This is a genomic window from Paraburkholderia sp. CNPSo 3076 (assembly GCF_026343935.1).
In the GTDB taxonomy this organism is placed as follows: domain Bacteria; phylum Pseudomonadota; class Gammaproteobacteria; order Burkholderiales; family Burkholderiaceae; genus Paraburkholderia; species Paraburkholderia nodosa.
In genome coordinates this window covers 41,846-68,147 of sequence record NZ_JAPMAL010000024.1, presented here as the reverse complement: position 1 = coordinate 68,147, position 26,302 = coordinate 41,846, and the positions used below count along the sequence as shown (strand labels likewise).

Genomic DNA, 26,302 nt, shown 5'->3' with positions numbered 1-26,302 from the left:
GCAGGCGCCGAGCGGGAGCCAGTAAGGGCGCTCGCAGAGGATCACAGGGTGGCCTCGCGGCTCAAGCCTGTTGTTCGTCTTGTGCGTGCTCGGCTTGCGGCTGGTCTTTCACCCAGCGCCAGAACAGTTGATAGCCAACGGCGAGCATCACCGGGCCGATGAACAGGCCGATCACGCCGCCCGTGACCATGCCGCCAATCGCACCGATCAGCACCACGGGCATGGGAACGGCCACACCGCGGCCAAGCAGCAGCGGCTTGAGCACGTTGTCGGCGAGACCCGCGACGAACTCGTAGACGGAGAACACGATGGTCGCTGTGCTCACGCCCTGCGTCATGATCACGAAGATAATGACGGGCACGGTGATGAGCGTGGCGGGCAACTGCATGATGCCGATCAGCAGCACGGCCAGTGCGAGCAGGCCTGCGCCGGGAATGCCCATCACGATGAAGCCGATGCCAATCAATACCATCTGGATGAACGCGATGCCCACCACGCCCTGGGCGACCGCGCGAATCGTGGCGGTGCAAAGCTCGGCGATTTGCGGGCCGTTTTCCGGGCCGGAAACGCGCGAAGCGATCAGCACCGTGCTGCGATGGCCCTTGTCGCCGTGCGCCATGAGAATGCCGGCAACGATCAGGGCTACGAAGAAAATCAGCAGTGCGGCGCCAAGTCCGGTGACGGTGCCGAGCAGGGCGAGGCCGGCCGCCTTCAGTTGCGGCGCGAACCGCTGCACGAGACCGGTGATGTCGGTCGACGCCTGCATCCAGAAGTCGTAGACGCGCTGACCGACGATTGGCCAGTGAGCGATCGAGTCGGCGGGAGGCGGGATATGAAACGTGCCGCTCTTCGCGACGCCCATGACATGCTCGATCGAATCGGCCACGGCTACACCGAGCAGCCAGGTGGGCGCGAGGATCACGCCGAACGCCACGAGAATGATGAGCGTGGCGATGAGCCCATCCTTGTGAGGGAAGCTGCGCTGCAGCTTCATTTGCAGCGGATAAAGCGTGACCGCGAGAATCACGGACCAGACCATGAGGTCGAGGAACGGGGCGAAGATGCGAAAGCAAAACATCGCCAGGACGGCAATGAGCGCGGCGCGGATCAGGACGTCGAGCAGATCCCGGGACTGCGCCTTTGGCGCTGATGTAGTGGGCAGCAGCATCGTCTGTGTCTCCTCGCTGACCCGGGCGCGCAATTCACACGCGCCGAGGCTCCTATCGCGCTCCGGCGAGGACCGCCGGAACCCCAGGTAGTACGAGAAACTGTCCGCCGACGTTGCGCTCCTTCCTGGCATGACCCCGTGACAGGGAGCACAACTCTACGATGTTTGCAGACGCCTGTGAGTTGTGCGGAGCGCTCCGTCGAATTGAGTCTATTACACGCACTGAAAAGGGACAATGAACGTGCGGCCCGCTTTGGACCAGCGAGAAAAGTGGTTAGCAGTGCGCTGAAAATGCCGTCGCGCGCGGGCTGTGATGCTGATTCTGATTCCTGTTTGCAGATCTCAATGCCCCGGACCACTCGAAGGCACGCAACTGAGAACGAGCCGATCGCCGTTGCCCGCGCCGGGAGCCAGTGCCGCGTTGTGGAATTCATGACCGCCGCAGCGCCATTCGGCGAGATAGTCGTTGCGACAGCCGCCCGATTGCGCGGCGATCATCGACACCGGATAGCTGCAGGTTCGCAAACCGTCACAGTGCGCGGCGAGGTCGCGTGTGACATTGCCATGTGGCGCGCCGCAGTTGCTGCCGTAGGTGCCGGAGACGATAGCGATCGTCGCTTCATTCGCGGCGCTCGCCGCTGAAGCGATGACGCCGCCGCCGAGCCCGAAGGTGACCCATGTGAGCGCGAGGGCGATTGCGGTTGGCTTCATGACTCACCTCCCGGGCCGGCGTTACGCATGCGCGCTGGCGCGGCCCTCAAATCCATGTTGACAGATTAGTGCGGTCGCGCCGAAGGGCAAGACGGTGCCCGGCGATGGTGCGGGGCTTCGCTGCAGTGCACCAGCAGCAGCCACCTGAAGCACACGATTGGTGGCGCGCAGCCGGTTACGGCGTTTCGGGCCGCGCGCGCTGCGTGAACCGTGAAACCCGCGCCAGCCGGGCGTTGCGCGGGGCGCGCGGGCTGTCTGCGAGCGGGTGGCATACCTATTGCTTTATCGCTACCGGGGCCAATGAAGGCTCCAATGAATTGCATCATCGTCCCGCCGTGCGCGGGATCTTTCGATCGTGCGGGGCAACGGCGTCCCGAAGTGGCACTCCACGGCACAGCGTGCGTGGCGGGTGCGCTTCGGGACGCTTTTTTTTGCGCGTCGCGCAATCGCCGTGGTCTGGCAAACCCCTGGGCGACGCGATTTGCACTACTAAAGATGACCATGCGGGAAACGATACCTGACATCTCTGCGGAAATCGTCGGCGAGCTCATCAATCTGGCCGGGCGCCAGCGCATGCTCTCGCAGCGCGTGGTCCTGCATGCGCTGCTCGGCTTGCACGGCGACGCGGCCGCGCTCGTCGTCGCGCGCGAATGCCTCGACACGTTTGCGGCTTCGCACGCACGGCTGGTCGAGGGTGACGATCACTTTCCCGGCGTGTTTTCGACGGCGTTGCGCGAACTCTATTTCGGCGCACGCAAGGCCGACGAGCGCATTCGCGCGTTCACGAAACTCGCCGCGCACGCGTGCGCTTGCCTTGAGCGCTCAGTCCAGCCAGCGACGGCCGATAGCGGGTGCGAGGCAGCCGTGACGGAGCTCACCACTGCCGCCACGCCGCTGCTCGAACTGCTGCAAGCGCTGACCCAGGCGTACCAGGACGAATTGCGCAGCGTGGAAGCCGCGGCGGCGAAGCGCCAGGCCGGCATCGTCGATGAACTCGCCGCCATTTCCCTGCGCGCGAACATCGTCGCGCTCAATGCACGGGTGGCTGCCGCCCGCGCCGGCCAGTTCGGCCGCGAATTCGCGGTGATCACGGCAGAGCTGGCGCACGTGATAGGCGAAATGGACAGGCTCGTGCAGGGCGTGGTCAGCAAGCCCGAAACGCGCAGCAGCGCGCCCGAAAGACATTCTGGATTCCGAAATCAACGGATGCATGCCCGCATGGCGGGTTGAGATCCATTACTGGAGAGAACCTCGTGAAAGACCTGGTAAGCTCGCTCAAGAGCGGTAACTGGCGCGCGCTGGTCGCGTGTTTCCTGTATTTCGACACTGGCTTCACGGTGTGGGTGATGTTCGGCCCGCTCGCGCCGTTCATCCAGAGGGACATTGCGATGACGCCGGCCGAACTGGGCCTGCTCGTGGCCGTGCCCGTGCTCGGCGCGGCGATTCTGCGCGTGACGCTCGGCAATCTCTATCAGGCCTACGACGGCCGCCGTGTCGCGCTGATGGGCATCGCGCTTTCCGCCATCCCCGCTGCCGTGCTGCTGATGCTGCCGGGCACGCCGTCCTATACCTTGCTGCTCGTGCTCGGCGTGCTGCTCGGCGTGGGCGGCGCGAGCTTCGCCGTGGCGCTGCCCATGGCGGGCAGCAACTATCCGCCGAAGGTGCAGGGCCTCGTGCTCGGCCTCGCCGCGGCCGGCAATATCGGTGCCGTGCTCGACGGCTTCCTCTTTCCGGGCCTCGCCAGCCACTACGGATGGGCGCGCGCCACGGGCGCGGCGCTGCCGCTGCTCGCGCTCGCCGCGACGGCCGTGACGTTCTGGGCCCGCGACCTCGGCCAGAAGTCCGGCAGCGCGCGGCAGGCATTGCGGTCGTTCGGCATCACGCTCGCCGGCTTGATCGCGCTCGTGCTTGCCGTGCATGCCGGCGTGTTCGGCGCGGGCAAGACCGGTGTGCTGCTGCTGCCGGTGTTCGGCGCGCTGCTCGCCATTGGCGTGTTGCCGCGCCACTATCGCGCGGTGCTGACCGAAGGCGACACGTGGGTCGTGATGCTCGTGTACAGCATCACGTTCGGCGGCTTCGTGGGCATGTCGTCCTATGTCTCGACGCTGCTGATTTCGCTCTACCAGGTACCGAAGCTCGAAGCCGGCGTGGTGATGTCGCTGCTCGCACTGACCGGCGCCATGGTGCGCCCGCTCGGCGGCCTTGTCGCGGATCGCATCTCGGGCGTGCGCGCGCTGGTGGTGCTGCTTGCCGCGATCTCGGTGTGCGACTTCGCGTTTGCGCTGTGGATGCCGCCGTTCGCCGCCGGCATTGCGCTGCTCGCGTTCACCTACGTGTGCTTCGGTCTCGGCAACGGCGCGACGTTCCAGCTCGTCCCGCGCCGCTGGCAGGGCCGCACCGGCCTGATGTCGGGCATCATCGGCGCGGCGGGGGGGATCGGCGGCTTCTATCTGCCGGTCATCATGGGTATCGCCAAGGAGAGCACCGGCAGCTACCAGATGGGCTTCGCGACGTTCGGTGTGATCGCGGCGGCCGCATTCGGGCTCGTGGTGCTGCATCGCGCACGCTGGCTCGAATGGGCGCTGCCCCAGGAGCCGGCGATGGCAACGGCTGTCGTGCAGGGCGCTCAGGCGAGCGCTAGCAACTGAAGACCTGGGTAGTTAGCAGGATGCGGCCCGCGCGCGAGCGACGGGCCGCTAACGAGTTTACGCGCGGCGACGCAGGTCCGCGATACTCGCTTCGCACGAATGCACGCCGAACGACGCAGGCGAAATGGCGAACGAAGCCGCCTCGCCAATCGCGTTGCCCACGAGGATGATGGCGGGGCTGTCAAGGCCTGCTGCACGCGCGTGCGCCGCAATCGTGCCGAGCGTGCCCGTGACGCGCCGCTCGTTCGCGCTGCCCGCCCACTGCACGATGGCGGCGGGCGTCGCCGTGGGGAGCGCGGCCACGAGCGTTGCGCACAGCGACTCGATGCGGCTCATGCCCATATAGATGGCGAGCGTCATGCCCGTCGCGGCGAGCGCCTGCCAGTCCGGTTCGCTGTGGTCGCGCAAGTGCGCGGTCACGAAGATCACGCCCTGACAATGGTCGCGATGCGTGAGCGATACTCCGAGTCCCGCCGCCGCCGCGAACGCCGAAGATACGCCGTTCACGATCTCCACCGTCACGCCCGCACGGCGCAATGCCGCGAGTTCTTCCCCTGCGCGGCCGAACAGCAGTGCGTCGCCGCCTTTCACGCGCACCACGTGCAAGCCGCGGCGCGCGTAGCGCTGCATCAGCCGCTCGATGAACGCCTGCGGTGTGGAGCGGCAGCCGCCTCGCTTGCCCACGCGGATCACGCGGGCCTGCGGCGCGAGCGTGACGATTTCCGGATTCACGAGATCGTCGAGCAGCACGACGTCGGCGCTCGCGAGCACCTTCGCCGCCTTCAGGGTGAGGAGGTCGAGATCGCCCGGACCTGCGCTCACCAGCGTGACCTTGCCTTCGTTGCCCGTCATCATCGTTGTCTTCCTTTGTATTGCGCGCACCCACGTGGGGAGCGCCATAAAACAAATGGCGTCCGCTCGCCGCTTGCGACGAGGGGACGCCATTGTCCGGTGTGTTCGAAAAGAGGCGCGCGGCGCGCGAAGCGCGGCACCAGGGTTGCATGCCCGGCAACGCTGCCGGGCGCCCGGACTCACGCAAGTTCCAGACCAACTTGCACGCGCTCGCGCCGCCCGCCCGCTAGCGGGGCGCTCCCTGGGCCGGGCGCACCGAGCCGGGCGCACCTAGCCGGCCGCACCTAGCCGGCCGCACCTAGCCGGCCGCCCCCAATTGACCACGCCGCGACCTGCACGCCCACGGCGCACAGCGAATGTGCTGCACGGCACCAATCTTGTGCTGGCCTGCATCTCGATGCGCGCGCCGGCGAGGTGCCGCACGCCCCGCTCGCCAGCCGCCGTAGTCCGCCGGACGGGGCATTGCGCGGGATGCGCGCAGATTGGCACAGTGCTTGCGTATTGCTACGCAGCAAGTGCCACGCGAATCAATGGGGATTCGGCCGCAAGCAGTAGCGCGGCGCACAAGGGTTTCGTATTCAGGGCAACGGCGTCCCCCGAATCTGGCTTCGCGCAAGCTGGAATCGCGGGACGCCTTTTTTATTGGCAGGGGCTCACGGTGCAAGCAACGAACGAAGTGAACAGCTCGGCGGCGATGGAGATCGTCGTTGTCGGCCATGGCATGGTGGGCCACAAATTTCTCGAGTGCATCCTTGCGGACGGCGCGCCCAAGGCGCGCGTGACCGTGCTCTGCGAGGAGCCGCGTCCCGCCTACGACCGCGTGCACCTCTCCGAATTCTTCGCGGGCAAGTCGGCGGACGATCTCTCGCTCGTGGCACCCGGCTTCTTCGATCGCGAGAACGTGCGTCTCGTGCTGAACGCCAGGGCGGTGTCGATCGATCGCGAAGCGCGCACCATCGAGGTGTCCAACGGCCAGACGCTTTCGTATGACAAGCTCGTGCTGGCCACCGGCTCCTCGGCGTTCGTGCCGCCCATCGCGGGCAACGATCGCGCCGATTGCTTCGTCTACCGAACCATTGCCGACCTCGAAGCGATGCAGGCGCGCGGCGCGCACGCTAAGTCGGGCGTGGTGGTGGGTGGCGGCCTGCTCGGTCTCGAATGCGCGAAAGCGCTGCGCGACCTTGGCCTCGAGACGCACGTGGTGGAATTCGCGCCGCGCCTCATGGCGGTGCAGGTGGACGACGACGGCGGCCGCATGCTGCGCGGCAAGATCGAAGAACTCGGCGTGAGCGTGCACACGCAGAAGAACACGCTGGCGATCGTGGACGGTAAAACGGTGGACGGCGCAACGGCCGCCAACCGCATGCAGTTCGCCGACGGCACGCACCTCGACGCCGACATGATCGTGTTCTCGGCCGGCATTCGCCCGCGCGACGAAATTGCCCGCGCCTGCGGCCTCGAAGTCGGCGCGCGCGGCGGCATCGTGATCGACGGCCAGTGCCGCACGAGCGACGCGAACATCTACGCCATCGGCGAATGCGCGCTCTGGCAAGGCCAGATCTTCGGCCTCGTCGCCCCCGGTTACGACATGGCGCGCATCGCCGCCAGGGCGTTGGCGGGCGAGGCGTCGAGCTTCGCGGGCGCCGACATGAGCACCAAGCTCAAGCTGATGGGTGTGGACGTGGCGAGCATCGGCGACGCGCACGGCAAGACCCCCGGCAGCCGTTCGTACCGCTACGCCGACGAGCGCCGCCAGGTCTACAAGAAGATCGTGGTGTCCGATTGCGGCAAGAAGCTGCTCGGTGCGGTGATGGTGGGCGACGCGAGCGAATACGGCACGCTGCTGCAGATGATGCTCAACGGCATCGATCTGCCCGAGTCGCCCGAATTCATGATCCTGCCGCAGGCCGACGGCAAGGCCAAGCCCGCGATCGGCGTGGAAGCGCTGCCCGACGCCGCACAGATCTGCTCGTGCAACAACGTTTCGAAGGCCGAAATTTGTGCGGCCGTGCGCGACGGTGCGACGACCATCGCCGCGGTGAAGGGGGCGTGCAACGCCGGCACGTCGTGCGGCGGCTGCGTGCCGCTCGTCACTCAGGTCATGAAGTCGGAGATGAAGCGCCAGGGGCTCGCCGTCAACAATCACCTTTGCGAGCACTTCCATTACTCGCGCCAGGAGCTGTATCACATCGTGCGCGTGGAGGGCGTCAAGACCTTCGGCGAACTGCTCGCGAAGCACGGCAAGGGGCTGGGCTGCGATATCTGCAAGCCGGCCGTGGGCGGGATTCTGGCGTCCTGCTGGAACGAATTCGTGCTGAAGAAGGAGCACGCGAGCCTGCAGGATTCGAACGACTACTACCTCGCCAACATTCAGCGCGACGGCACGTATTCGGTGGTGCCGCGCATGCCGGGCGGCGAGGTCACCCCGGACGGCCTCATCGCCGTGGGGCAGGTGGCGAAGAAGTACGGCCTTTACACGAAGATCACGGGAGGCCAGCGCGTGGACCTCTTTGGTGCGCGCGTCGAGCAGCTGCCTTTCGTCTGGGAGGAGCTGATCGCCGCTGGCTTCGAATCGGGGCACGCATACGGCAAGGCGCTGCGCACCGTGAAATCGTGCGTGGGCTCGACGTGGTGCCGCTACGGCGTGGGCGACTCGGTGGGCTTCGCGATCGAACTCGAGAACCGCTACAAGGGTCTGCGCGCGCCGCACAAGATCAAGTTCGGTGTCTCGGGCTGCACGCGTGAATGCGCGGAGGCGCAAGGCAAGGATGTCGGCATCATCGCCACCGAGAAGGGCTGGAACCTCTACGTGTGCGGCAACGGCGGCATGAAGCCTCGCCATGCGGAACTGCTCGCTGCCGATCTCGATCAGGCCACGCTGGTGCGCTACGTCGATCGTTTCCTCATGTTCTACGTGCGCACGGCCGACCGTCTGCAGCGCACGAGCGTGTGGCGCGACAACCTCGAAGGCGGCCTCGACTATCTGATCGACGTGGTCGTGCACGACAAGCTGGGCCTCGGCGCCGAACTCGAAGCGGAAATGCAGCTCGTGGTGGACACCTACGAATGCGAGTGGAAGAAGGCCGTAACCGATCCTGAAACGCGCCGCCGCTTCCGTCACTTCGTCAATAGCGATGCCGGTGACCAGCACGTCACCTTCATTGAAGAGCGCGGCCAGATTCGCCCGGCTACGCCCGAGGAGCGCACGCAGGTCCCGCAGGCGGCGCCGCAATTCAAGCGACATGAGGCGCTGTCCGGCATTCCCGTCGTCGTCGAAACCGTCTGATTCCCATTCATCGAACCGAGGAGTACGAAATGAGCAACGAACATAGTCAAGGCAACTGGGTTCCCGTCTGCACGCTCAACGACATCGTGCCGAACACCGGCGTGTGCGCGCTCGTGAAGGGCGAACAGGTCGCCGTGTTCCATGTCGACGACGGCGACGCGCGCGTGTACGCCATCGGCAACTACGATCCGAACTCGCACGCAGCGGTGCTCTCGCGCGGGCTCGTGGGCAGCTTCGGCGAGCGCATCGTGGTGGCCTCGCCCATCTACAAGCATCACTTCGATCTGTCCACCGGCGAGTGCATCGAAGCGCCGCAGCATTCGGTCAACGCGTTCCCCGCACGCGTGGAAAACGGTCAGGTTTGGATTGCCGCCTGACATGCCGATCGAAGTGACAAAGGTAGTGACAAACGCGCGGCGCGCAGGATGCGCCGTGCGCCCCGAATCTGTTTCTAGCTGATATCGATCGACCGCATGAGCAGCGAGAGCGTAAAGAGCGTTTGCCCGTACTGCGGCGTAGGCTGCGGGATGATCCTGCACGTCGAGGACGGCCAGGTCGCGAAGATCTCCGGCGACGCCGAGCATCCGGCCAACTTCGGCCGCCTCTGCACGAAGGGTTCGTCGGCGCACGTGGCGCTGCGCAAGTCGGGGCGCCTCGAGCGCGCCTTCGTACGCCACGCGCGCGACGAGGACCCGGTGCCGCTGCCGCTCGCGCAGGCGATCGCCGATACGGCGCGCCGCCTGCGCTCGACGCTCGACGCGCACGGCCCCGACGCGCTCTCGTTCTACGTTTCCGGGCAGATGTCGATCGAGGCGCAGTACCTCGTGAACAAGCTCGCCAAGGGCTTCGTGCGCACCAACAACATCGAGTCGAACTCGCGCCTGTGCATGGCGAGCGCGGGCAGCGGCTACAAGCTCTCGCTCGGCGCGGACGGGCCGCCGGGTTCGTATCAGGACTTCGACCGCGCAGACCTCTTCTTCGTGATCGGTGCAAACATGGCGGACTGCCATCCGATCCTGTTCCTGCGCATGATGGACCGCGTGAAGGCGGGCGCGAAACTCATCGTCGTGGACCCGCGCCGCACGGCGACCGCCGAGAAGGCGTCGCTGTTCCTGCCGATCGCGCCGGGCACCGATCTCGCGTTGCTCAATGGCCTGCTGCACCTGTTGCACAAGAACGGCCACACCGATGCGGACTTCATTGCACAGCACACCGATGGATGGGACGCGATGCCCGCGTTCCTCGACGACTACACGCCGGAAAAGGTCGCCGAAATCACAGGTCTCGCCGTCGACGACATTCGCCGCGCCGCGCAGATGATAGGCGAGGCGCCCGAGTGGATGAGCTGCTGGACCATGGGCCTGAACCAGAGCACGCATGGCACGTGGAGCACGAACGCGATCTGCAACCTGCATCTCGCGACGGGCAAGATTTGCCGTCCCGGCAGCGGACCGTTCTCGCTCACGGGGCAGCCCAACGCAATGGGCGGGCGCGAGATGGGCTACATGGGGCCCGGCTTGCCCGGTCAGCGCACGGTGCTTGCGGAAGACGACCGCGCGTTCGTGGAAGCGGCTTGGGGTGTCGCGCCCGGCACGCTGCCCGTGAAAGTGGATGGCGGCACCATCGACATGTTCTCGCGCATGGCGGCGGGCGAGATCAAGGCGTGCTGGATCATCTGCACGAACCCGGTGGCGAGCGTCGCGAACCGGCAAACGGTGGTGGCGGGCCTGAAGGCCGCCGAACTGGTGATCGCCCAGGACGCTTTTCTGGACACCGAAACGAATCAGTACGCCGACGTGCTGCTACCCGGCGCGCTCTGGGCCGAGGCCGAGGGCGTGATGATCAACTCCGAGCGCAACATGACGCTCATGCAGCAGGCCGTCGAGCCGCCGGGCGAGGCGCTGCCCGACTGGCAGATCATCGCGCGCGTGGCCTGCGAGATGGGTTTTGCGCAGGCGTTCAGCTACGCGAGCGCCGCCGAGGTGTTCGACGAAATCACGCGCTTCGCGAACCCGAAGACGGGCTACGACCTGCGCGGCGCGAGCTACGAGAAGCTGCGCGAAACGCCGCTGCAATGGCCCATCGCACCGGATCCCGCGAGCGACCGCAACCCGCTGCGCTATGTGAACGACGGCATGAGCCAGACGCTCAAGGAAAACGCCGACGGCACGCGCCCCCGCATCGCTTTCGCCACGCCGCACGGCAAGGGCATGTTCTTCGCGCGTCCGCATGTTGCCCCTGCCGAGTTGCCCGATGGCACGTTCCCGGTCGTGTTCAACACAGGTCGCCTGCAGCACCAGTGGCACACCATGACGAAGACCGGCAAGGTGCCGATGCTCAACAAGCTCAACCCGGGCCCCTTCGTCGAGATTCATCCCGAGGATGCCGCCGCGCTCGGCATTGCCGCGAAGGATCGCGTGGAAGTGCGCTCGCGCCGCGGCCGCGTGGTGCTGCCCGCCGTGGTGACCGAGCGGGTGCGGCCCGGCAACTGCTTCGCGCCCATGCACTGGAACGACGTGTATGGCGAGGAGCTTTGCGTAAACGCAGTCACGAGCGACGCGATCGACCCGATTTCCCAGCAGCCCGAATTGAAATTCTGCGCGGTCGCGCTCACGCGCGTCGGCCCGCAAGCCGCGCCGCTCGAGACCACGCGCGTACCGGACGCCGCCGATGCCGCCGTTGCGTCTGCTGAACACGCCAGCGCGGCGCAAGCCGTCAACCCGTCTCAGGAACTCGACATGTCCCGTATCGATGCCTTTTCGACGCTACTCGGTCTCGACGACGTCGCCGCGCCGCAACTGGGCGACGCGCAACGCCAGTATCTCGCGGGCTTTGTCGGCGGCCTGCGCTCGTTGCGGGCGGCCGAGCCCGTCGGCGTGCCGATGCTGCCCGTGCACGCGCCGTTTCCCGCCGACACGCGCGTATGGCTGGACGGCCTGCTGGCGGGCCTGTTCAGCCGCGGCGAGCCCGTCGCTCGTACGACTGTGCTCACCGCGCCGGGCGCGCCCGAAGAAAAGCCGCATGGCGTGCGCATCGCCCACACGCGCCCCAAGGTCGTGCTGCTGTGGGCCTCGCAAACTGGCAACGTCGAATCGCTCGTCGAGCAATACGCAACGCAACTGATGGAGTCGGGCTTCGAGATTCGCACGGCCTGCATGACGGATTACCCGCTCGCGAACCTCGCCACGGCGCAATACGTCCTCCTGATGACGAGCACGTTCGGCGACGGCGACGCGCCCGACAACGGCGAAGCCTTCTGGGGCGCGCTCGCGGCAGAAAACGCGCCGCGCCTCGCCTCGCTGCGCTTCGCCGTGCTCGCCTTCGGCGACCGCAACTACGACGCGTTCTGCGGCCACGGGCGCAAGCTCGACGCGCGCCTCGAAGCGCTGGGCGCCACGCGCCTCATGGAGCGCGTGGATTGCGACAGCGAATACCAGAGCACTGCCGACGCATGGCTCGAGCGCATTGTCGTGCGCATCAAGCAGGAGGATGCGGCGCTGCACGCGGTGCCCGCCGACGGTTCGTTTCCCGAGGTGCTGCCCGGCTGCGCGGCGACGAAGGCGCGTCCAGCCGCCTCGAAGCTGCTGAAGAACGTGCGTTTGAATATGAAGGGCGCGACGAAGGACACGCGCTACTTCTCGCTGGCAACGGGTGAGGCGGGCCTCGACTATGAGGCGGGCGATGCGCTCGGCGTCTGGCCCACCAACTGTCCCGCGCTCGTCGACGAGTTGCTTGACCTCACGCGCCTCGCCGCCGACACGCCGGTCGCCGTGAGTGGCCACGGCGAGATGCGCCTTGGCGAGGCGCTTGGCAAGCACTACGAGATCGCGCGCCCGAACCCCGATGCGCTCGCGTTCATTGCGTCCCGCACGCGCTCACGGGGTCTCGCCGAGATGCTCGACGAAACACGCAAGGGCGATCTGCGCAACTGGCTCTGGGGCCAGCAGTTCGCCGATGTGCTCCACGAATATCCCGTCGACATGAGCGCGCCGGAACTGCTCGGCATGCTCAAGCGCCTGCAGCCGCGGCTCTATTCGATTTCGTCGAGCCCGAAGGCCCATGCGGGCGAAGTGCATCTGACCGTTTCGGCCGTGCGCTACAACAACGGCCGCCGCGAGCGCAAAGGCGTGGCCTCGACCTTCCTCGCCGACCGTGCGCAGGAGGGCAGCGTCCCGGTGTTCGTGCAGAAGAGCACGCATTTCCGGCCGCCGCGCAATGGCGACGCGCCGATGATCATGGTCGGTCCCGGCACGGGCGTCGCTCCCTTCCGCGCCTTCCTGCACGAGCGGCAGGCGCGCGGCGACACGGGCCGCAACTGGCTTTTCTTCGGCGAGCAGCACGCGGCCACCGACTTCTACTACCGCGACGAACTGGAGCAAATGCGTAAGGACGGCCACCTCGACCGGCTCGACCTCGCGTTTTCGCGCGACCAGAGCGATAAGGTCTATGTGCAGGACCGCATGCGGGAACAGGGCGCGCAGCTATGGGCGTGGCTGCAGGAAGGGGCGCACCTCTACGTGTGCGGCGATGCGAGCCGCATGGCGAAGGACGTGGATGCGGCGCTCAGGGAGGTGGTGGCGGGCCATGGCGGCATGAGCGCCGAGGCCGCACACGACTACGTCAGTGCGCTCGGACGGGACAAGCGCTACCTGCGCGACGTCTATTGAAGGGGCGCGGCGCGGCTTCGGTGTGGCTCTGCACGGCCGCCTGCGCGCCACGTTTGCAGCGCGCGAAAGCGGCGCGTACGCGCCTGGTCCGTGCGCGCGACGCTTTCATCTTCTTTGCCGAGCCCGGCATACAGGCCGCCCCGGGCGCCTTTGGCCGCGACGGGTTCCGGCAGCAGGATGGCGATGAGAAACGTCAGGCACGAGCCTGCGAACACCGCTACCACGCTCATCGAGATCGACTCGAACATCCGTTTGCCCCCCGGTAGAATGGAGTCCGGCGGCCGATGCCGCGCGTACCGCGCACCGCATTGCCGCCATCGCAATCCATTTTGCGCAGGGCGCGCGTCCACGTCCAAGACGATATTCGGATCGTCACGATAAGCGCGCCTTATGAATAAAACCGGAGATATTCGGGAGGCAGCCATCTTGATGCTTCGCTCGATACGCTACGTGCTCACCGTAGCGGAGTTGAAGAATTTCACGCGCGCAGCCGAAGTGCTGCACGTCTCGCAGCCGGCGCTCTCACAGCAGATCCGCCAGCTGGAAAACGATCTCGGCGGCGCGCTGTTCGACCGCAGCGGCCGCGCCATCAGCCTCACCGAATTCGGGCGCGTGTACATCGAACACGCGCGCCAGGCGCTCGCGCATCTCGACGCCGGCAAGCGCGCGCTCAACGAGGTGCGCGACCTCACGCGCGGTCTGCTGCGGCTCGCCTATACCCCGACCTTCGCGGAATATCTGATCGGCCCGGCGCTGCGCGGCTTTCGCGAAGCGCACCCGGCTATCGCGCTCGAGGTGAGCGAGCGCCCGCTCGAAGATATCGAAGGCGGACTCGAGCGCGACGAACTCGATCTCGGCATCGGCTTCACGGATGTGCGCTCCGACGAAATCGAAGTGCGTCCGCTCTTCGCCGAGCACATGGCGCTGCTCGTGGCCACGCGCCATCCGCTGGCGCGCCGCCGCGCGGAGGTGACGGCGGAGCAGCTGGGGACGATGCCGCTTGCGCTATTGAGCCCCGACTTCGTGGTGCGACGCTTCGCCGATGCCTATTTCCGCGCGCACCAGTTGATTCCGCGCGTGATGCTGCAAGCCAATTCGGCGGGCACCGTGCTCAAGCTCGTGAAGGACGGCACGCTCGCCACGCTGCTGCCTTCGGCGGTGCTGCGCGAGCATCGCGGGCTCGTCACGCTGCCCGTCACGCCGGCGTTGCCACAGCGCACCGTCGCGCTGCTCAAGCGGCGGCGCGCATCGAGCACGCTCGCCGCCAACGCGTTTTCGGACGTGCTGCTCGCGTTGATTTCGCAGGAAGGGCTGGGCGAAGCCTGAGGCGGCCTTGCCTGCCCGGTGATTTTTTGGTCGGCTCAGGGTTGGTCGGACGAAAGCAGGTTGTGGAAGAAGTCCACCGCGTGCTGACGGGTCGGCATCGTCCCGAGCGTGGCTGCGGGGTCGAGCCCCGAGCGCCGCGCCGTGCCGCTCACGAGACTCTTTTGCAGGTCGTTGAGCGGGCGGGCGAGATTGGTGGCGATGAATCCGGAAGCGGGCGGCGCGGCGATAGCCGGCAGTTCGGTGCGCGGCGTGTCCAGCGTGAGCAACGCAGCGAGCGTGGGCGCGGCCGCGACGCGCCGGCTCGCGAGCATGTCGGCGGGCGCGATGCCGAGCCAGTCGCGCAGTGTGGCGAGAATCGACGTGTGATCGTAGGGTGTGGCGCCGGGTGAGCGGAACACGGTGCCCGGCGCGATATACGGCGACACCACGACCGCCGGCACGCGCACACCAAAACTGTCGAAGGCGAAGTTCTGGTCGCCGGGATTGCTCGCGGCATCGGGCGCCACGGCGCTGGCGGGCGGCAGCACGTGGTCGTAGGTGCCGCCGTGCTCGTCGTAGGTGATCACGAGCAGCGTTTCGGGCCATGCGGGCGATGTGCTCAACGCGTGCCAGATGTCGTAGAGAAAGCTCTCGCCCGCATAGACATCGTGTGGCGGGTGCTGGTCGTTGGGATCGAGCAGAAAACGTGGCTCGATGAACGAATACTGTGGCAGCGTGTTGCTCTGGCAGGCAGAGACGAAGTTGCTGAAGCGCTGGAAGTTCGCCTTATATTTCGCATCCCATAACGTCGGGAACATCGTGAGCGTGAGCGAGGGCGCGACGAGCGCAGCGCTGTACACGGCCCAGCTCGCGTCCATGTCGCCCAGCACGTTGAAGATAGTGCGCACTTGCCAGTCGAACGGGTCCGGCGGCGCGCCGTTGTCGACGTGGCCGTTCGACGTGCCCGCGTGGGCGAAGGCGCGGTTCGGCCAGGTCTGGCTCGGCACGGGGGCGAACCAGGCGTCGCAGACGGCGTATTCGCGCGCGAGTGTCGAAAGCACCTTCAGTTGCTCGGGGCTGTGGCACTGCATGACCTGGCTTGCGTCCGTCGTCGCAGTTGTTTCGTAGTCTTGTACGAAGCCGGACATGGGCGTTGCGCCTGCCGCGTTGCCGAGCAGTTGCATGCGCACGTTTGCGAACGTCTCCTGCGGATCGGGGTCGGGCAGCGTGGCCGTGGTGGCCGGCGTGGTTGCGGCGATGGTGCCGCCCGCCTTCGTCGGGTTGCTCAGGCCCGCCTTGAGCCCGTCGAATGGCTGTTCCGCGCTGGCGGCGGGCAGGAAATGCGTGGGGCTGCTGCCGTTCGTGTACAAGCCGCCAAGCATTGTGTCGAACGAACGGTTTTCGAACATCACGACAACGACGTGCTTGATGTTCTGCAGGGACATGGGTTCTCTCCGTCACGCGGGTCTGACGCAGAATAGTGGTGCAGGCGTGTGGATTCGGCAAGGTTCGGCAACCCTGAGAAAACGGCCGATGCTTCTCTGGGCGTACTGCCCGCCCGCCACGACCGCCGCCGGCCGATCCAGCGGGGCGCCCATGCGTGTGGGATAATCGCAAGCTTTGCCCAGAGCGCAGCTCAAGAGGTTGTTCGCAAGGGCGTGCGTGGGGCCTTTATTCCCGTGGCCCGCTTCCTTTCTGCGATTTTTCTCCTACAGCCACAATGCCCGCATACCGTTCCAAAACTTCCACCGCCGGCCGCAACATGGCAGGTGCGCGCTCCCTTTGGCGCGCCACCGGCATGAAAGACGAAGACTTTGCCAAGCCGATCATCGCGGTCGTCAACTCGTTCACCCAGTTCGTGCCCGGCCACGTGCACCTGAAAGACCTCGGCCAGCTCGTTGCGCGCGAAATCGAAGCCGCGGGCGGCGTGGCCAAGGAATTCAACACGATCGCCGTCGATGACGGCATCGCCATGGGCCACGACGGCATGCTGTATTCGCTGCCGAGCCGCGACATCATCGCGGATTCGGTCGAATACATGGTCAACGCGCACTGCGCCGACGCCATGGTCTGCATCTCGAACTGCGACAAGATCACCCCGGGCATGCTCATGGCCGCCATGCGCCTGAACATCCCCGTGATCTTCGTCTCGGGCGGCCCGATGGAAGCGGGCAAGACGCGCCTTGCGAACCCGGTCACGAAGGCTATCGAGGTCAAGAAGCTCGACCTGATCGACGCCATGGTGATCGCGGCGGACACCAAGTACTCCGATGCCGAAGTGGCCGAAGTCGAACGCTCCGCCTGCCCGACCTGCGGTTCGTGCTCGGGCATGTTCACGGCCAACTCCATGAACTGCCTGACCGAGGCGCTGGGCCTCTCGCTGCCGGGCAACGGCACCGTGGTCGCCACGCACGCGGACCGTGAACAACTCTTTAAGCGCGCCGGCCGCCGCATCGTCGAACTCGCGCGCCAGTACTACGAGCAGGAAGACGAGCGCGTGCTGCCGCGCTCGGTGGGCTTCAAGGCGTTCGAAAACGCCATGACGCTCGACATCGCCATGGGCGGCTCGACCAACACCATCCTCCACCTGCTGGCCATTGCGCAGGAAGCGGGCATCGAGTTCGGCATGACCGACATCGACCGTCTTTCGCGCGTCGTGCCGCAGCTGTGCAAGGTCGCGCCGAACACGAATAAGTACCACATCGAAGACGTACACCGCGCCGGCGGCATCATGGCGATCCTGGGTGAACTGGAGCGTGCCGGCAAGCTGCACACCGACGTGCCGACCGTGCACACGCCGACGCTCGGCGACGCGCTCGCGCAGTGGGACATCACCCGCACGCAGGACGAAGCGGTCAAGACGTTCTACATGGCCGGCCCGGCTGGCGTTCCCAGCCAGGTTGCGTTCAGCCAGAACACGCGCTGGCCGAGCCTCGACTCGGACCGCGCCGAAGGCTGCATCCGCTCGTATGAGCACGCGTTCTCGAAGGAAGGCGGCCTCGCCGTGCTGACCGGCAACATCGCGCTCGACGGCTGCGTGGTGAAGACCGCAGGCGTGGACGACAGCATCCTCGTGTTCGAAGGCACGGCGCACGTAACGGAATCGCAGGACGAAGCGGTGGAGAACATCCTCGCCGACAAGGTCAAGGCCGGCGACGTGGTGATCGTGCGCTATGAAGGCCCGAAGGGCGGCCCCGGCATGCAGGAAATGCTCTACCCGACGAGCTACATCAAATCGAAGGGCCTCGGCAAGGCGTGCGCGCTGCTGACCGACGGCCGCTTCTCGGGGGGCACCTCGGGCCTCTCGATCGGCCACTGCTCGCCGGAAGCGGCGGCGGGCGGCGCAATCGGCCTCGTGCGCGACGGCGACAAGATCCGCATCGACATTCCGAACCGCACGATCAACGTGCTGGTCCCGGACGAGGAACTTGCGCGCCGCCGCGAAGAGCAGAACGCCCGTGGCTGGAAGCCGGCGAAGGCACGTCCGCGCAAGGTGTCGGCGGCTCTGAAGGCCTACGCCAAGCTCGTGATGTCGGCAGACAAAGGCGCCGTGCGCGATCTCTCGCTGCTGGACGATTGAGATTGCGGGCTTCGCGCCCGTTGATCGGCAGATCAGCATAAAAGCCGCTCCTCGGAGCGGCTTTTTTTGGGCTGGTGCATCACGGATTCGCGGGAAATGAGGCAGGGGCGGCGGGGTTCGGCCAAGCCTTGACTGGACCGTACGTTTGCCTGGAGGTTTCATAACGTTTACGAAAATGTAACGATATAGCCCTCATTTGAAAAATCCTGTAATAGTCCGTAATACTGTGATATGTTTCATGACCTCGATGGCTGGTCGAATCCTCGCAAGAGCGTTCGCATCGGCTGACCGAACGACTGGTCCGTGACGTCGCGTGTATCGAAGATCGGCGAGAGGCAATCGTTTATAAGGATTGCGACGTATTTGTGCGGCATATTCAACCCTCGAGCATTCGGATCGTCATCGGGCGCAAATTGCAGCGCCGTCACGGCTGCATCGGTTGCCTCCGCGTTTGGGTCATTCATGAAAACGGATCGCGGTCAATGACATCGATTTCCGAGATTTTCCGCTTGCTGGCGAGGGTTATTCCTGGGAGAACTCCCGGTGCCCTGTTTCGGAGGGGGCGCGTGCTTATGTACGCACTGCTTCATCCGTTTGCAGCACACATCTGGTTGAGTGCATTGGCGGCAAACTCCCTGCTTGCCGATATTGTTGTCCGTAACCGCCGCTATCTTGAACGTCCCTTTCGCCGCTTCGTCCAGACGGACATGCGTGCCTACGCGCGTGCCGAGTTACTGTGCGGACATTTTCGAGTCGTGCGGGAACGCTTCGGCGACGCATTGGTGCGCAGTCTCTATCTGAATTCGGAAGACGTGACTTTGGCATTGAGCGGAAGGTATGCCATCGTCGTGAGCGAGCCGGTACGCTGTTGGCGCGAAGGATTGCTGACCGTCGCCTGGCGCGACGTTATCGAGCACGTCGATCTTGCGTGGGCGACAATCAGTTTCGAGTGGCACGCCGAATCGGGGAAAATCGGGGCGCTAATCGGCGGCCTGCAAGGGCCATCCGGCGCGGCCAGGGAGCGGGTGCGCGAGGCGACGCGTGCATGCCATGGATTGCGGCCCAAGGCTGCTGTCATGGAGGCGGTCTGCGTATTGTCCAGGATGGCAGGGGTGGACATGCTGACCGGCGTGACGAAGAAGACGCACGTCTCCGATTCCAGGCGGGCTCAGATACACGCGGACTACGATGGTTTCTGGCAGGAACTGGGTGGCGTCGAACGCAATGGGCGGTATGTGCTGCCGCTTCGTCTGCATCACCGCGACGTCAGCGAGGTGCCGTCGAACCGGCGTGCTGCCTTCCGCAGGCGACAGACGCTGATTGCAGATTTACTCGCGCAGATCCCTCGGGCCATCGACACGGACGGGATTGAAGAGGTCATGCCGCCTCATCTGGGTCATGCGGATTCGGGCAAGCATCTTCTGGATCTTGCTGTGGCTCTGGCAACCGATCGTTGTAACCTGGAACCGGGCATTGCCCTCGAGCAGTGCGATCCGACGCAGGACGATCGACCGGTTGAGCAAAAACTCGCCGCCTGATATCGGCCGTCACAATCATCAGGGCAAAAAAATCGAGCCTCCCATGGGAGGCTCGATTTTTTTATGGTGCACGTCCCCCGCGCAACGCACGGGGGCGGGTTCCATCAGTTACTTCGCAGCGGCTGCGAGTGCGGCGTTGAACGTCGCGCTCGGGCGCATGACTTCAGCGAGCTTCGCGAAGTCCGGCTTGTAGTAGCCGCCGATATCGACCGGCTTGCCCTGAACCGCGGCCAGCTCGCCCACGATCTTCTGCTCGTTCTCGGCCAATGCCTTCGCCAGCGGCGCGAAGTGTGCCGCGAGTTCCGCGTCGTCCTTCTGTGCGGCCAGCTCTTGCGCCCAGAACATCGAGAGATAGAACTGGCTGCCGCGGTTGTCCAACTCGCCGGTCTTCGGCGACGGGCCCTTGTTGTTGTCGAGCAGCTTGCCGGTGGCGGCGTCGAGCGTCTTCGCGAGCAGCTTGGCGCGCGCGTTGTTCGTCTTGATGCCGAGGTCTTCCAGCGAAACGGCCAGCGCGAGGAATTCGCCGAGCGAGTCCCAACGCAGGTGGTCTTCCTGCACCAGCTGCTGCACGTGTTTCGGCGCCGAGCCGCCGGCGCCCGTTTCGTACATGCCGCCGCCGGCCATCAGCGGAACGATCGAGAGCATCTTCGCGGAGGTGCCCAGTTCCATGATCGGGAACAGGTCGGTCAGGTAGTCGCGCAGAATGTTGCCGGTGACCGAGATCGTGTCCAGGCCGCGGATCACACGCTCGAGCGTGTAACGCATGGCGCGGACTTGCGACATGATCTGGATGTCGAGGCCGTTCGTGTCGTAATCCTTCAGGTACGTTTCGACCTTCTTGATCACTTCGTTTTCATGCGGACGGTACGGGTCGAGCCAGAACACGGCCGGCGTGTCCGAGTTCTTCGCGCGCGTGACGGCGAGCTTGACCCAGTCGCGGATCGGCTCGTCCTTCACGAGGCACATACGCCAGATGTCGCCTTGCTCGACTGGCTGCGTCAGCGCTTCGAGCACTTCGCCCGAGGCGTTGTCGACGATGCGCGCCGTGCCGTCCTGCGTGATCTCGAACGTCTTGTCGTGCGAACCGTACTCTTCAGCCTTCTGCGCCATCAGGCCGACGTTCGGCACCGTGCCCATCGTGCGCGGGTCGAATGCGCCGTTGGTCTTGCAGAAGTTGATGATTTCCTGGTAGATGCGCGCGAACGTGCTTTCCGGAATCAGGCACTTCGTGTCGGCCGGGCGGCCGTCGGCGCCCCACATCTTGCCGCCTGCGCGGATCATGGCCGGCATCGACGCGTCGACGATCACGTCGTTCGGTGCGTGCAGGTTCGAGATGCCCTTGGCCGAGTCGACCATGGCGAGCGCCGGACGGTGCTCGTGGCATGCGTGCATGTCGCGGATGACTTCTTCGCGCTGCGATTCCGGCAGCTTTTCGAGCTTCGTGTAGAGATCGACGAGGCCGTTGTTCACGTTCACGCCGAGTTCTTCGAACAGCTTGGCGTGCTTGGCGAACGCGTCCTTGTAGAACGTGCGCACGGCGTGGCCGAACACGATGGGGTGCGAAACCTTCATCATGGTCGCCTTCACGTGCAGCGAGAGCATGACGCCGGTCTTGCGCGCGTCTTCCATCTGGTCTTCGTAGAAGGCCAGCAGGTGCTTCTTGCTCATGAACATGCTGTCGACGATTTCGCCGGCTTGCAGCTTGACCTTCGGCTTGAGCACGATGGTTTCGCCGGCCTTCGTCACGAGCTCCATGCGGACTTCGCGGTCCTTGTCGTTCGTGATCGACTTTTCACCGTGGTAGAAGTCGCCGTGCTTCATGTGCGCGACGTGGGTGCGCGAAGCCATGCTCCACTCGCCCATGCTGTGCGGGTGCTTCTTTGCGTAGTTCTTGACCGCGAGCGGTGCGCGGCGGTCCGAGTTGCCTTCGCGCAGCACCGGGTTCACGGCCGAACCGAGGCACTTCGAATAGCGCTTCTGGATAGCCTTTTCTTCGTCGGTCTTCGGATCTTCGGGGAAATCAGGGACCTTGTAGCCCTTGCCCTGGAGTTCCTTGATCGCGGCGACGAGCTGCGGCACCGATGCGCTGATGTTCGGCAGCTTGATGATGTTCGTTTCCGGCAACTGCGTGAGACGGCCCAGTTCGGCCAGATTGTCCGGCACGCGCTGTTCTTCCGTGAGGAATTCCGGGAACTCGCCGAGGATACGGCCCGCAACGGAGATATCGCTGGTCTCGACGTTCACGCCGGCCGGCGCAGCGAAGGTGCGGATGATCGGCAGAAACGCGCTGGTGGCGAGCAGCGGCGCTTCATCGGTCAGGGTATAGATGATGGTGGGTTGCTGGGTACTCATCGGCTTCTTGGCGGGGTTCAAAAACGGGGTGATAACACCACCGGCTGCGCGCAGTCGGCGAAACACCTGGATTTTGCCTGAATTTGCAGCGGGCCGGGGGGCAAGCGTGCCTATATTTCATATCGTGGAACGCGCTTGCGCAATGTTAATTGACCAGAATGTCGGTGCGTTTGCCTTGATCGGCGGGCCGTGCGCTGAAAACGTTTCCGCGACGGAGCCCCGTTGCATAAGGCTTTGCGAGGCGATACCGGCGATCCGGTAACGGCTCCGAAGTTTTATGGATCGCACCCTTGATTGACTGTCAAGCTGGTAAAGACCCTTGTGAAAAGAGAAGTGAATCGGGGAGTCTTATATAAGAATTTTGTCCCGCAAGGCTCGCCGACGCCCATCATAATGGTTGCCTTGCTAATCAATTCATGGTCTCATTGCCCTCATGTTCGATCATTGCCTTTACTTCAATTCGTCGGCGCTCGCGCGGCTCGTGGAGCGCGAGTGGAGCGCCGCCTATGCGCCGTTCGGCCTCACGCCCGCGCAAGGCTTCGTGCTTCGCGTCGTGCTGGCAAAGCCCGGGTGCCTCGCGAGCGATGTCGCGCAGACGCTCGGCATCGCGCGGCCCACCGCGACGCGCCTCGTCGACAACCTGTGCGAGAAGGATTTGCTCGAGCGCCGCCAGGGCGAGGCCGATGGCCGCGAATGGGGACTCTTTCCCACGGCGGGCGGCACGGCGCTCGACGGCCCGATCAACGGCGCGAGCGCCGAAGTCGCGCGGCGCCTGCGTGCGCAAGTGGGCCCGGACCTGTTCGAGTCGACGGTCACCGGCATGCGCAAGATCCGCAAGGGACTCGCGTAAGGCGTTCGCGCCTTTTCTAAACATCCAATGATTGTCTTGCTAATCAATAAGGAGAAGGGCGATGAACGAAGCGGCGCTGAAAGGGACGGGGGAGGAAGCCTGGCGTTGGGCGATTGGCGTGGCGATCGCCGGGCTGGCGGTGGGCGGCGTGGTGGCGGCGATTCTCGTCATGCCACGCGCCGTAGAGGCGAACAACCGCGCGTGCGTGAACGCCTACGCCAACGATCTGCACGCGGATCTCGCGGCGTTCGCGCAAGACCCGGCGTGGCAGGCGCAATACGTGGAGGCGCTCACGGCGTGCGCGCGTTAAGCGGGCACGCCGCGCCCGACCCCGCTACTTGCGGTTCAGGAACGCGAGCAGGTCGGCGTTGACCTGACCGGCCATCGTCGTGCACATGCCGTGCGGGCCGCCCGGATAGATCTTGAGCGTCGCGTCCTTGACGATCTTCGCGGAGAGCTTGCCCGCGTCGTCGATCGGCACGATCTGGTCGTCGTCGCCGTGCAGGATCAGCGTGGGCACGTCGAACTTCTCGAGGTCTTCCGTGTAATCGACCTCGGAGAACTCGTGCACGCAGTCGTGCAGCGCGAGGATGCCGCCCCACATGCCCTGCTGCCAGAACGAGTCGATCACGCCCTGCGAGACCTTCGCACCGCTGCGGTTGTAGCCGTAGAACGGCACGGCCAGGTCCTTGAAGAATTGCGAGCGGTCGTCGATCACGCCCTTGCGGATGCCGTCGAACACATCCTTGGGCAGGCCGCCCGGATTCTTCTCGCTCTTGATCATGATGGGCGGCACCGCGCCGATCAGCACCGCGCCCGAGACGCGCTTCGTGCCGTGGCGGCCGATGTAGCGCGCGACTTCGCCGCCGCCTGTGGAGTGGCCGACGAGCGTGGCGTCCTGTACGTCGAGCTTGTCGAGCAGGTCGGCGAGATCGTCGGCCCAGGTGTCCATGTCGTTGCCCTTGGCGGGCTGATCGGAGCGGCCGTGGCCGCGGCGGTCGTGCGCGATCGTGCGAAAGCCGTTTTGCACGAGAAAGAGCATTTGCGCGTCCCAGGCGTCGGCGGTAAGCGGCCAGCCGTGGGAGAAAACGACGGGCTTGCCGCTGCCCCAATCCTTGTAATAGATCGACGTGCCATCGCGGGTGGTGAAGGTGCTCATGGAAACTCTCCAGTTTCTTTTACAGCATCACAAAGCAGGCAGACGCCGGCGCGTTGGCGCGCGCGGTCGCGCTTCGCGCGGCGGTGTTTGGCGGCGTCCAGGAAGGGGCGATGCGGGTGGAACGTGCCGGCACCTGCGCGTCGTGGAAAGAGGCAGGGGGCACGCGGGTCAGTATAGAGAGAACGCCAGAGCGATGCCGCGAAGCTGTGCGGCCTGAAATCCGCTCTGCGCCGCGGATGTTTGCAGACGGCTTGTGAGCTTCAACGGCGCCGCGCCCGGCTAGGCGATTTCCACGCCGACTGCATCGCGCAGGTAGTCGCCGAGGAACTCGACAAAACTGCGCAGCTTCGCGGAGAGCTTGTTGCGCTCGAGATAGATCGCGTGAATATCGGCGTTCGGCAGCGCCCAATCCGTAAGCAGCGGCACGAGTTCGCCACGCTCGACAGGCTCGCCGATTTCCCACTGCGAGCGCACGACGATGCCGCGACCGTCGAGTGCCCAGCGCAGCACGGTGCTGCCGTCGTTGCTCGACAGCGCGCCGTCGACCTTCACGGTTTCCGTGCGCTTGCCCCGCGTGAAGTGCCAGGTGCCGTATGCCGACTCGTTTTCGCGCAGGACGATGCACGCGTGGCGCGTGAGATCGTGCGGCGCCGATGGCTTGCCGTGCCGCTTCAAATACGCCGGCGACGCGCACACGACGCGCCGGTTCTTCAGCAGCAAACGCGCGTTGATGCGCGCGTCGGGCACCTCGCCGAAGCGGATGCCGAGATCGAAGCCTTCTTCCTGAAGACTGAGCGGCCGCTCGGTCAACTGCAACTGAATCTTCATCGAGGGAAAGCGCTCGACATAGGCGGACACCGCTGGCGCGACATGCGTGCGGCCAAAACCAAACGACGCGTTCACGCGCAGCAGCCCGGCCGGTTCGCCGCGGCTGCGCGTGACGAGTTGTTCCAGTTCCGAGAGTTCGTCGAGGATGCGCGAGCCGTTCGCGAGATAAAGCTCGCCTTCCGGCGTGAGAGAAAGACGCCGCGTGGTGCGGTTCACAAGCCGCACGCCAAGGCGCTGCTCCAGTTGCGCGAGCCGCTTGCTCACGGCGGGCGGCGTGACCCCCAGCTCGCGTGCCGCCGCCGCCAGATTGCGGTTGCGTGCTACGAGCGCAAACAGATTCAGATCGGAAAACGCGTCCATCGCGCCGCTCCCGTTGGCTTGTGTGATTCGTTCCTGAAAGTTACGACAGGATTGCTTTTGCGGAAACCCAATCGCCCAAGGCATCAATTAGACTGCATGCAACCTCGGGAGACAAGCATGTTCGACGGTTTCACAGACGCTTCGGCAGACATCGAAGGCGTTCGCATTCACGCCATCAAGGGCGGTCGCGGCCCCGCGCTGCTCCTCCTGCACGGCCATCCGCAGACCCACGCCATCTGGCACAAGGTGGCGCCGACGCTCGCGGAACACTTCACGGTGATTGCCGCCGACCTGCGCGGCTACGGCGACAGCGGCAAACCGCAGGGCACGCTCGACCACGCGAACTACGCGAAGCGCCGCATGGCGCTCGATCAGGTGGCGCTCATGCGCGGCCTCGGCTTTACGTCGTTCGCGGTCATGGGTCACGACCGGGGCGGACGCGTCGCCGCGCGCATGGCGATCGACCATCCGGACACGGTCACGCGGCTCATTACGCTCGACGTCGCGCCAACCGTAGCGATGTACGAGCAAACGTCGTTCGAATTCGCGCGCGCTTACTGGCACTGGTTCTTTCTCGTGCGCCCGGCGCCGTTTCCGGAAACGCTAATCCGCGCCGACCCCGATCTGTATCTGAAGCAGACCATGGGCGCGCGCAGCGCCGGGCTCGCGCCATTCGCGCCCGAGGCCTACGCGGAGTATCTGCGCTGCCTCTCGGACCCGGCGACGGCACACGGCATCTGCGAGGACTATCGGGCGTCGATCACCATCGACCTCGAACACGACCGCGCGGATCTGGCGGCGGGCAAGCGCATCGCGTGCCCGTTCCTCGCGCTATGGGGCGCGCACGGCACGGTGGGCCAGTGCTTCGATCCGTTGGCCGAGTGGCGTAGCTGGAACGCCGGCGTGAGCGGCGCGGCGCTGCCGTGCGGCCACTACCTCGCGGAAGAAGCGCCCCAATTGCTCCTCGAACGCGTGCTGCCGTTTCTTCAGCGCTAATC

Annotated in this window: 19 protein-coding genes; 11 read left to right on the top strand and 8 right to left on the bottom strand. The window is 65.4% G+C overall.

Annotation, left to right across the window (positions count from 1 at the left end; genetic code table 11):
• Positions 1–61: 61 nt before the first annotated feature.
• Both M3A49_RS26515 and M3A49_RS26510 read right to left on the bottom strand, forming a co-directional pair.
• The gene (locus M3A49_RS26515) at positions 62–1,168 is read right to left on the bottom strand and encodes an AI-2E family transporter (protein ID WP_266231684.1); all 1,107 of its coding nucleotides are present in this window, start codon (positions 1,166–1,168) and stop codon (positions 62–64) included.
• 342 nt (positions 1,169–1,510) lie between these two features.
• Positions 1,511–1,879 carry a hypothetical protein gene (locus M3A49_RS26510; RefSeq protein ID WP_266231683.1) on the bottom strand — a complete coding sequence of 123 codons (369 nt, stop codon included), beginning with the start codon at positions 1,877–1,879 and terminating at the stop codon, positions 1,511–1,513.
• Between the two features lie 495 nt (positions 1,880–2,374).
• Here M3A49_RS26510 and M3A49_RS26505 point away from each other — a divergent pair, with 495 nt between their 5' ends.
• Together M3A49_RS26505 and M3A49_RS26500 are read left to right on the top strand one after the other, a co-directional pair.
• A complete protein-coding gene (locus M3A49_RS26505) occupies positions 2,375–3,109 on the top strand; it encodes a type IV pili methyl-accepting chemotaxis transducer N-terminal domain-containing protein (protein ID WP_266231682.1) in 735 nt (244 codons plus the stop codon).
• A gap of 23 nt (positions 3,110–3,132) precedes the next feature.
• The gene (locus M3A49_RS26500; RefSeq protein WP_266231681.1) at positions 3,133–4,527 is read left to right on the top strand and encodes an MFS transporter; all 1,395 of its coding nucleotides are present in this window, start codon (positions 3,133–3,135) and stop codon (positions 4,525–4,527) included.
• Positions 4,528–4,584: 57 nt separating this feature from the next.
• Here M3A49_RS26500 and cobA read toward each other — a convergent pair whose 3' ends face one another.
• Positions 4,585–5,379, bottom strand: a complete 795-nt coding sequence (cobA, locus tag M3A49_RS26495; RefSeq protein WP_266231746.1) for a uroporphyrinogen-III C-methyltransferase — start codon at positions 5,377–5,379, stop codon at positions 4,585–4,587.
• A 694-nt stretch (positions 5,380–6,073) separates the two neighbouring features.
• Between cobA and nirB the strand changes: the two genes are divergently transcribed.
• The 3 genes from nirB to M3A49_RS26480 all read left to right on the top strand — a co-directional run bounded on the left by nirB (position 6,074) and on the right by M3A49_RS26480 (position 13,332).
• Positions 6,074–8,665 carry a nitrite reductase large subunit NirB gene (gene nirB / locus M3A49_RS26490; RefSeq protein ID WP_266231745.1) on the top strand — a complete coding sequence of 864 codons (2,592 nt, stop codon included), beginning with the start codon at positions 6,074–6,076 and terminating at the stop codon, positions 8,663–8,665.
• Between the two features lie 29 nt (positions 8,666–8,694).
• Entirely contained in the window at positions 8,695–9,042 is a 348-nt protein-coding gene (gene nirD / locus M3A49_RS26485; RefSeq protein WP_133186372.1) for a nitrite reductase small subunit NirD, read from the top strand.
• A 96-nt stretch (positions 9,043–9,138) separates the two neighbouring features.
• The gene (locus M3A49_RS26480) at positions 9,139–13,332 is read left to right on the top strand and encodes a bifunctional nitrate reductase/sulfite reductase flavoprotein subunit alpha (RefSeq protein WP_266231680.1); all 4,194 of its coding nucleotides are present in this window, start codon (positions 9,139–9,141) and stop codon (positions 13,330–13,332) included.
• Here M3A49_RS26480 and M3A49_RS26475 read toward each other — a convergent pair.
• Positions 13,326–13,580, bottom strand: coding sequence for a hypothetical protein (locus M3A49_RS26475; RefSeq protein WP_266231679.1), 255 nt, complete (start codon positions 13,578–13,580; stop codon positions 13,326–13,328). The genes M3A49_RS26480 and M3A49_RS26475 overlap by 7 nt on opposite strands.
• 181 nt (positions 13,581–13,761) lie before the next feature.
• On the opposite strand from M3A49_RS26475, the gene cynR reads away from it, so the two are divergent.
• On the top strand, positions 13,762–14,658 hold the full coding sequence (gene cynR, locus M3A49_RS26470; RefSeq protein WP_266231678.1) for a transcriptional regulator CynR: 897 nt from the start codon (positions 13,762–13,764) through the stop codon (positions 14,656–14,658).
• A 35-nt stretch (positions 14,659–14,693) separates the two neighbouring features.
• Here cynR and M3A49_RS26465 read toward each other — a convergent pair whose 3' ends face one another.
• A complete protein-coding gene (locus M3A49_RS26465; protein ID WP_266231677.1) occupies positions 14,694–16,082 on the bottom strand; it encodes an alkaline phosphatase family protein in 1,389 nt (462 codons plus the stop codon).
• Between the two features lie 275 nt (positions 16,083–16,357).
• Here M3A49_RS26465 and ilvD point away from each other — a divergent pair, with 275 nt between their 5' ends.
• Positions 16,358–18,217: a dihydroxy-acid dehydratase gene (ilvD, locus tag M3A49_RS26460; RefSeq protein WP_266231676.1), complete on the top strand. Its 1,860-nt coding sequence runs from the start codon at positions 16,358–16,360 to the stop codon at positions 18,215–18,217.
• Between the two features lie 482 nt (positions 18,218–18,699).
• Complete coding sequence (locus M3A49_RS26455) at positions 18,700–19,755, top strand: VirK/YbjX family protein (protein WP_266231675.1); 1,056 nt, start codon at positions 18,700–18,702, stop codon at positions 19,753–19,755.
• 108 nt (positions 19,756–19,863) lie between these two features.
• Here the strand turns inward: M3A49_RS26455 and M3A49_RS26450 are convergent, their stop codons facing one another.
• Positions 19,864–22,107 carry an NADP-dependent isocitrate dehydrogenase gene (locus M3A49_RS26450; RefSeq protein ID WP_254356544.1) on the bottom strand — a complete coding sequence of 748 codons (2,244 nt, stop codon included), beginning with the start codon at positions 22,105–22,107 and terminating at the stop codon, positions 19,864–19,866.
• A gap of 433 nt (positions 22,108–22,540) precedes the next feature.
• Between M3A49_RS26450 and M3A49_RS26445 the strand changes: the two genes are divergently transcribed.
• Together M3A49_RS26445 and M3A49_RS26440 are read left to right on the top strand one after the other, a co-directional pair.
• Positions 22,541–22,957: a MarR family winged helix-turn-helix transcriptional regulator gene (locus M3A49_RS26445; RefSeq protein ID WP_266231674.1), complete on the top strand. Its 417-nt coding sequence runs from the start codon at positions 22,541–22,543 to the stop codon at positions 22,955–22,957.
• A 61-nt stretch (positions 22,958–23,018) separates the two neighbouring features.
• Positions 23,019–23,267: a hypothetical protein gene (locus M3A49_RS26440; protein ID WP_028207161.1), complete on the top strand. Its 249-nt coding sequence runs from the start codon at positions 23,019–23,021 to the stop codon at positions 23,265–23,267.
• Between the two features lie 24 nt (positions 23,268–23,291).
• On the opposite strand, the gene M3A49_RS26435 is transcribed toward M3A49_RS26440, so the two are convergent.
• Positions 23,292–24,116, bottom strand: a complete 825-nt coding sequence (locus M3A49_RS26435) for an alpha/beta fold hydrolase (RefSeq protein WP_254356546.1) — start codon at positions 24,114–24,116, stop codon at positions 23,292–23,294.
• A 279-nt stretch (positions 24,117–24,395) separates the two neighbouring features.
• Entirely contained in the window at positions 24,396–25,304 is a 909-nt protein-coding gene (locus M3A49_RS26430; protein ID WP_266231673.1) for a LysR family transcriptional regulator, read from the bottom strand.
• A 117-nt stretch (positions 25,305–25,421) separates the two neighbouring features.
• Here M3A49_RS26430 and M3A49_RS26425 point away from each other — a divergent pair, with 117 nt between their 5' ends.
• Positions 25,422–26,300: an alpha/beta fold hydrolase gene (locus M3A49_RS26425; protein WP_266231672.1), complete on the top strand. Its 879-nt coding sequence runs from the start codon at positions 25,422–25,424 to the stop codon at positions 26,298–26,300.
• Positions 26,301–26,302: the final 2 nt, after the last annotated feature.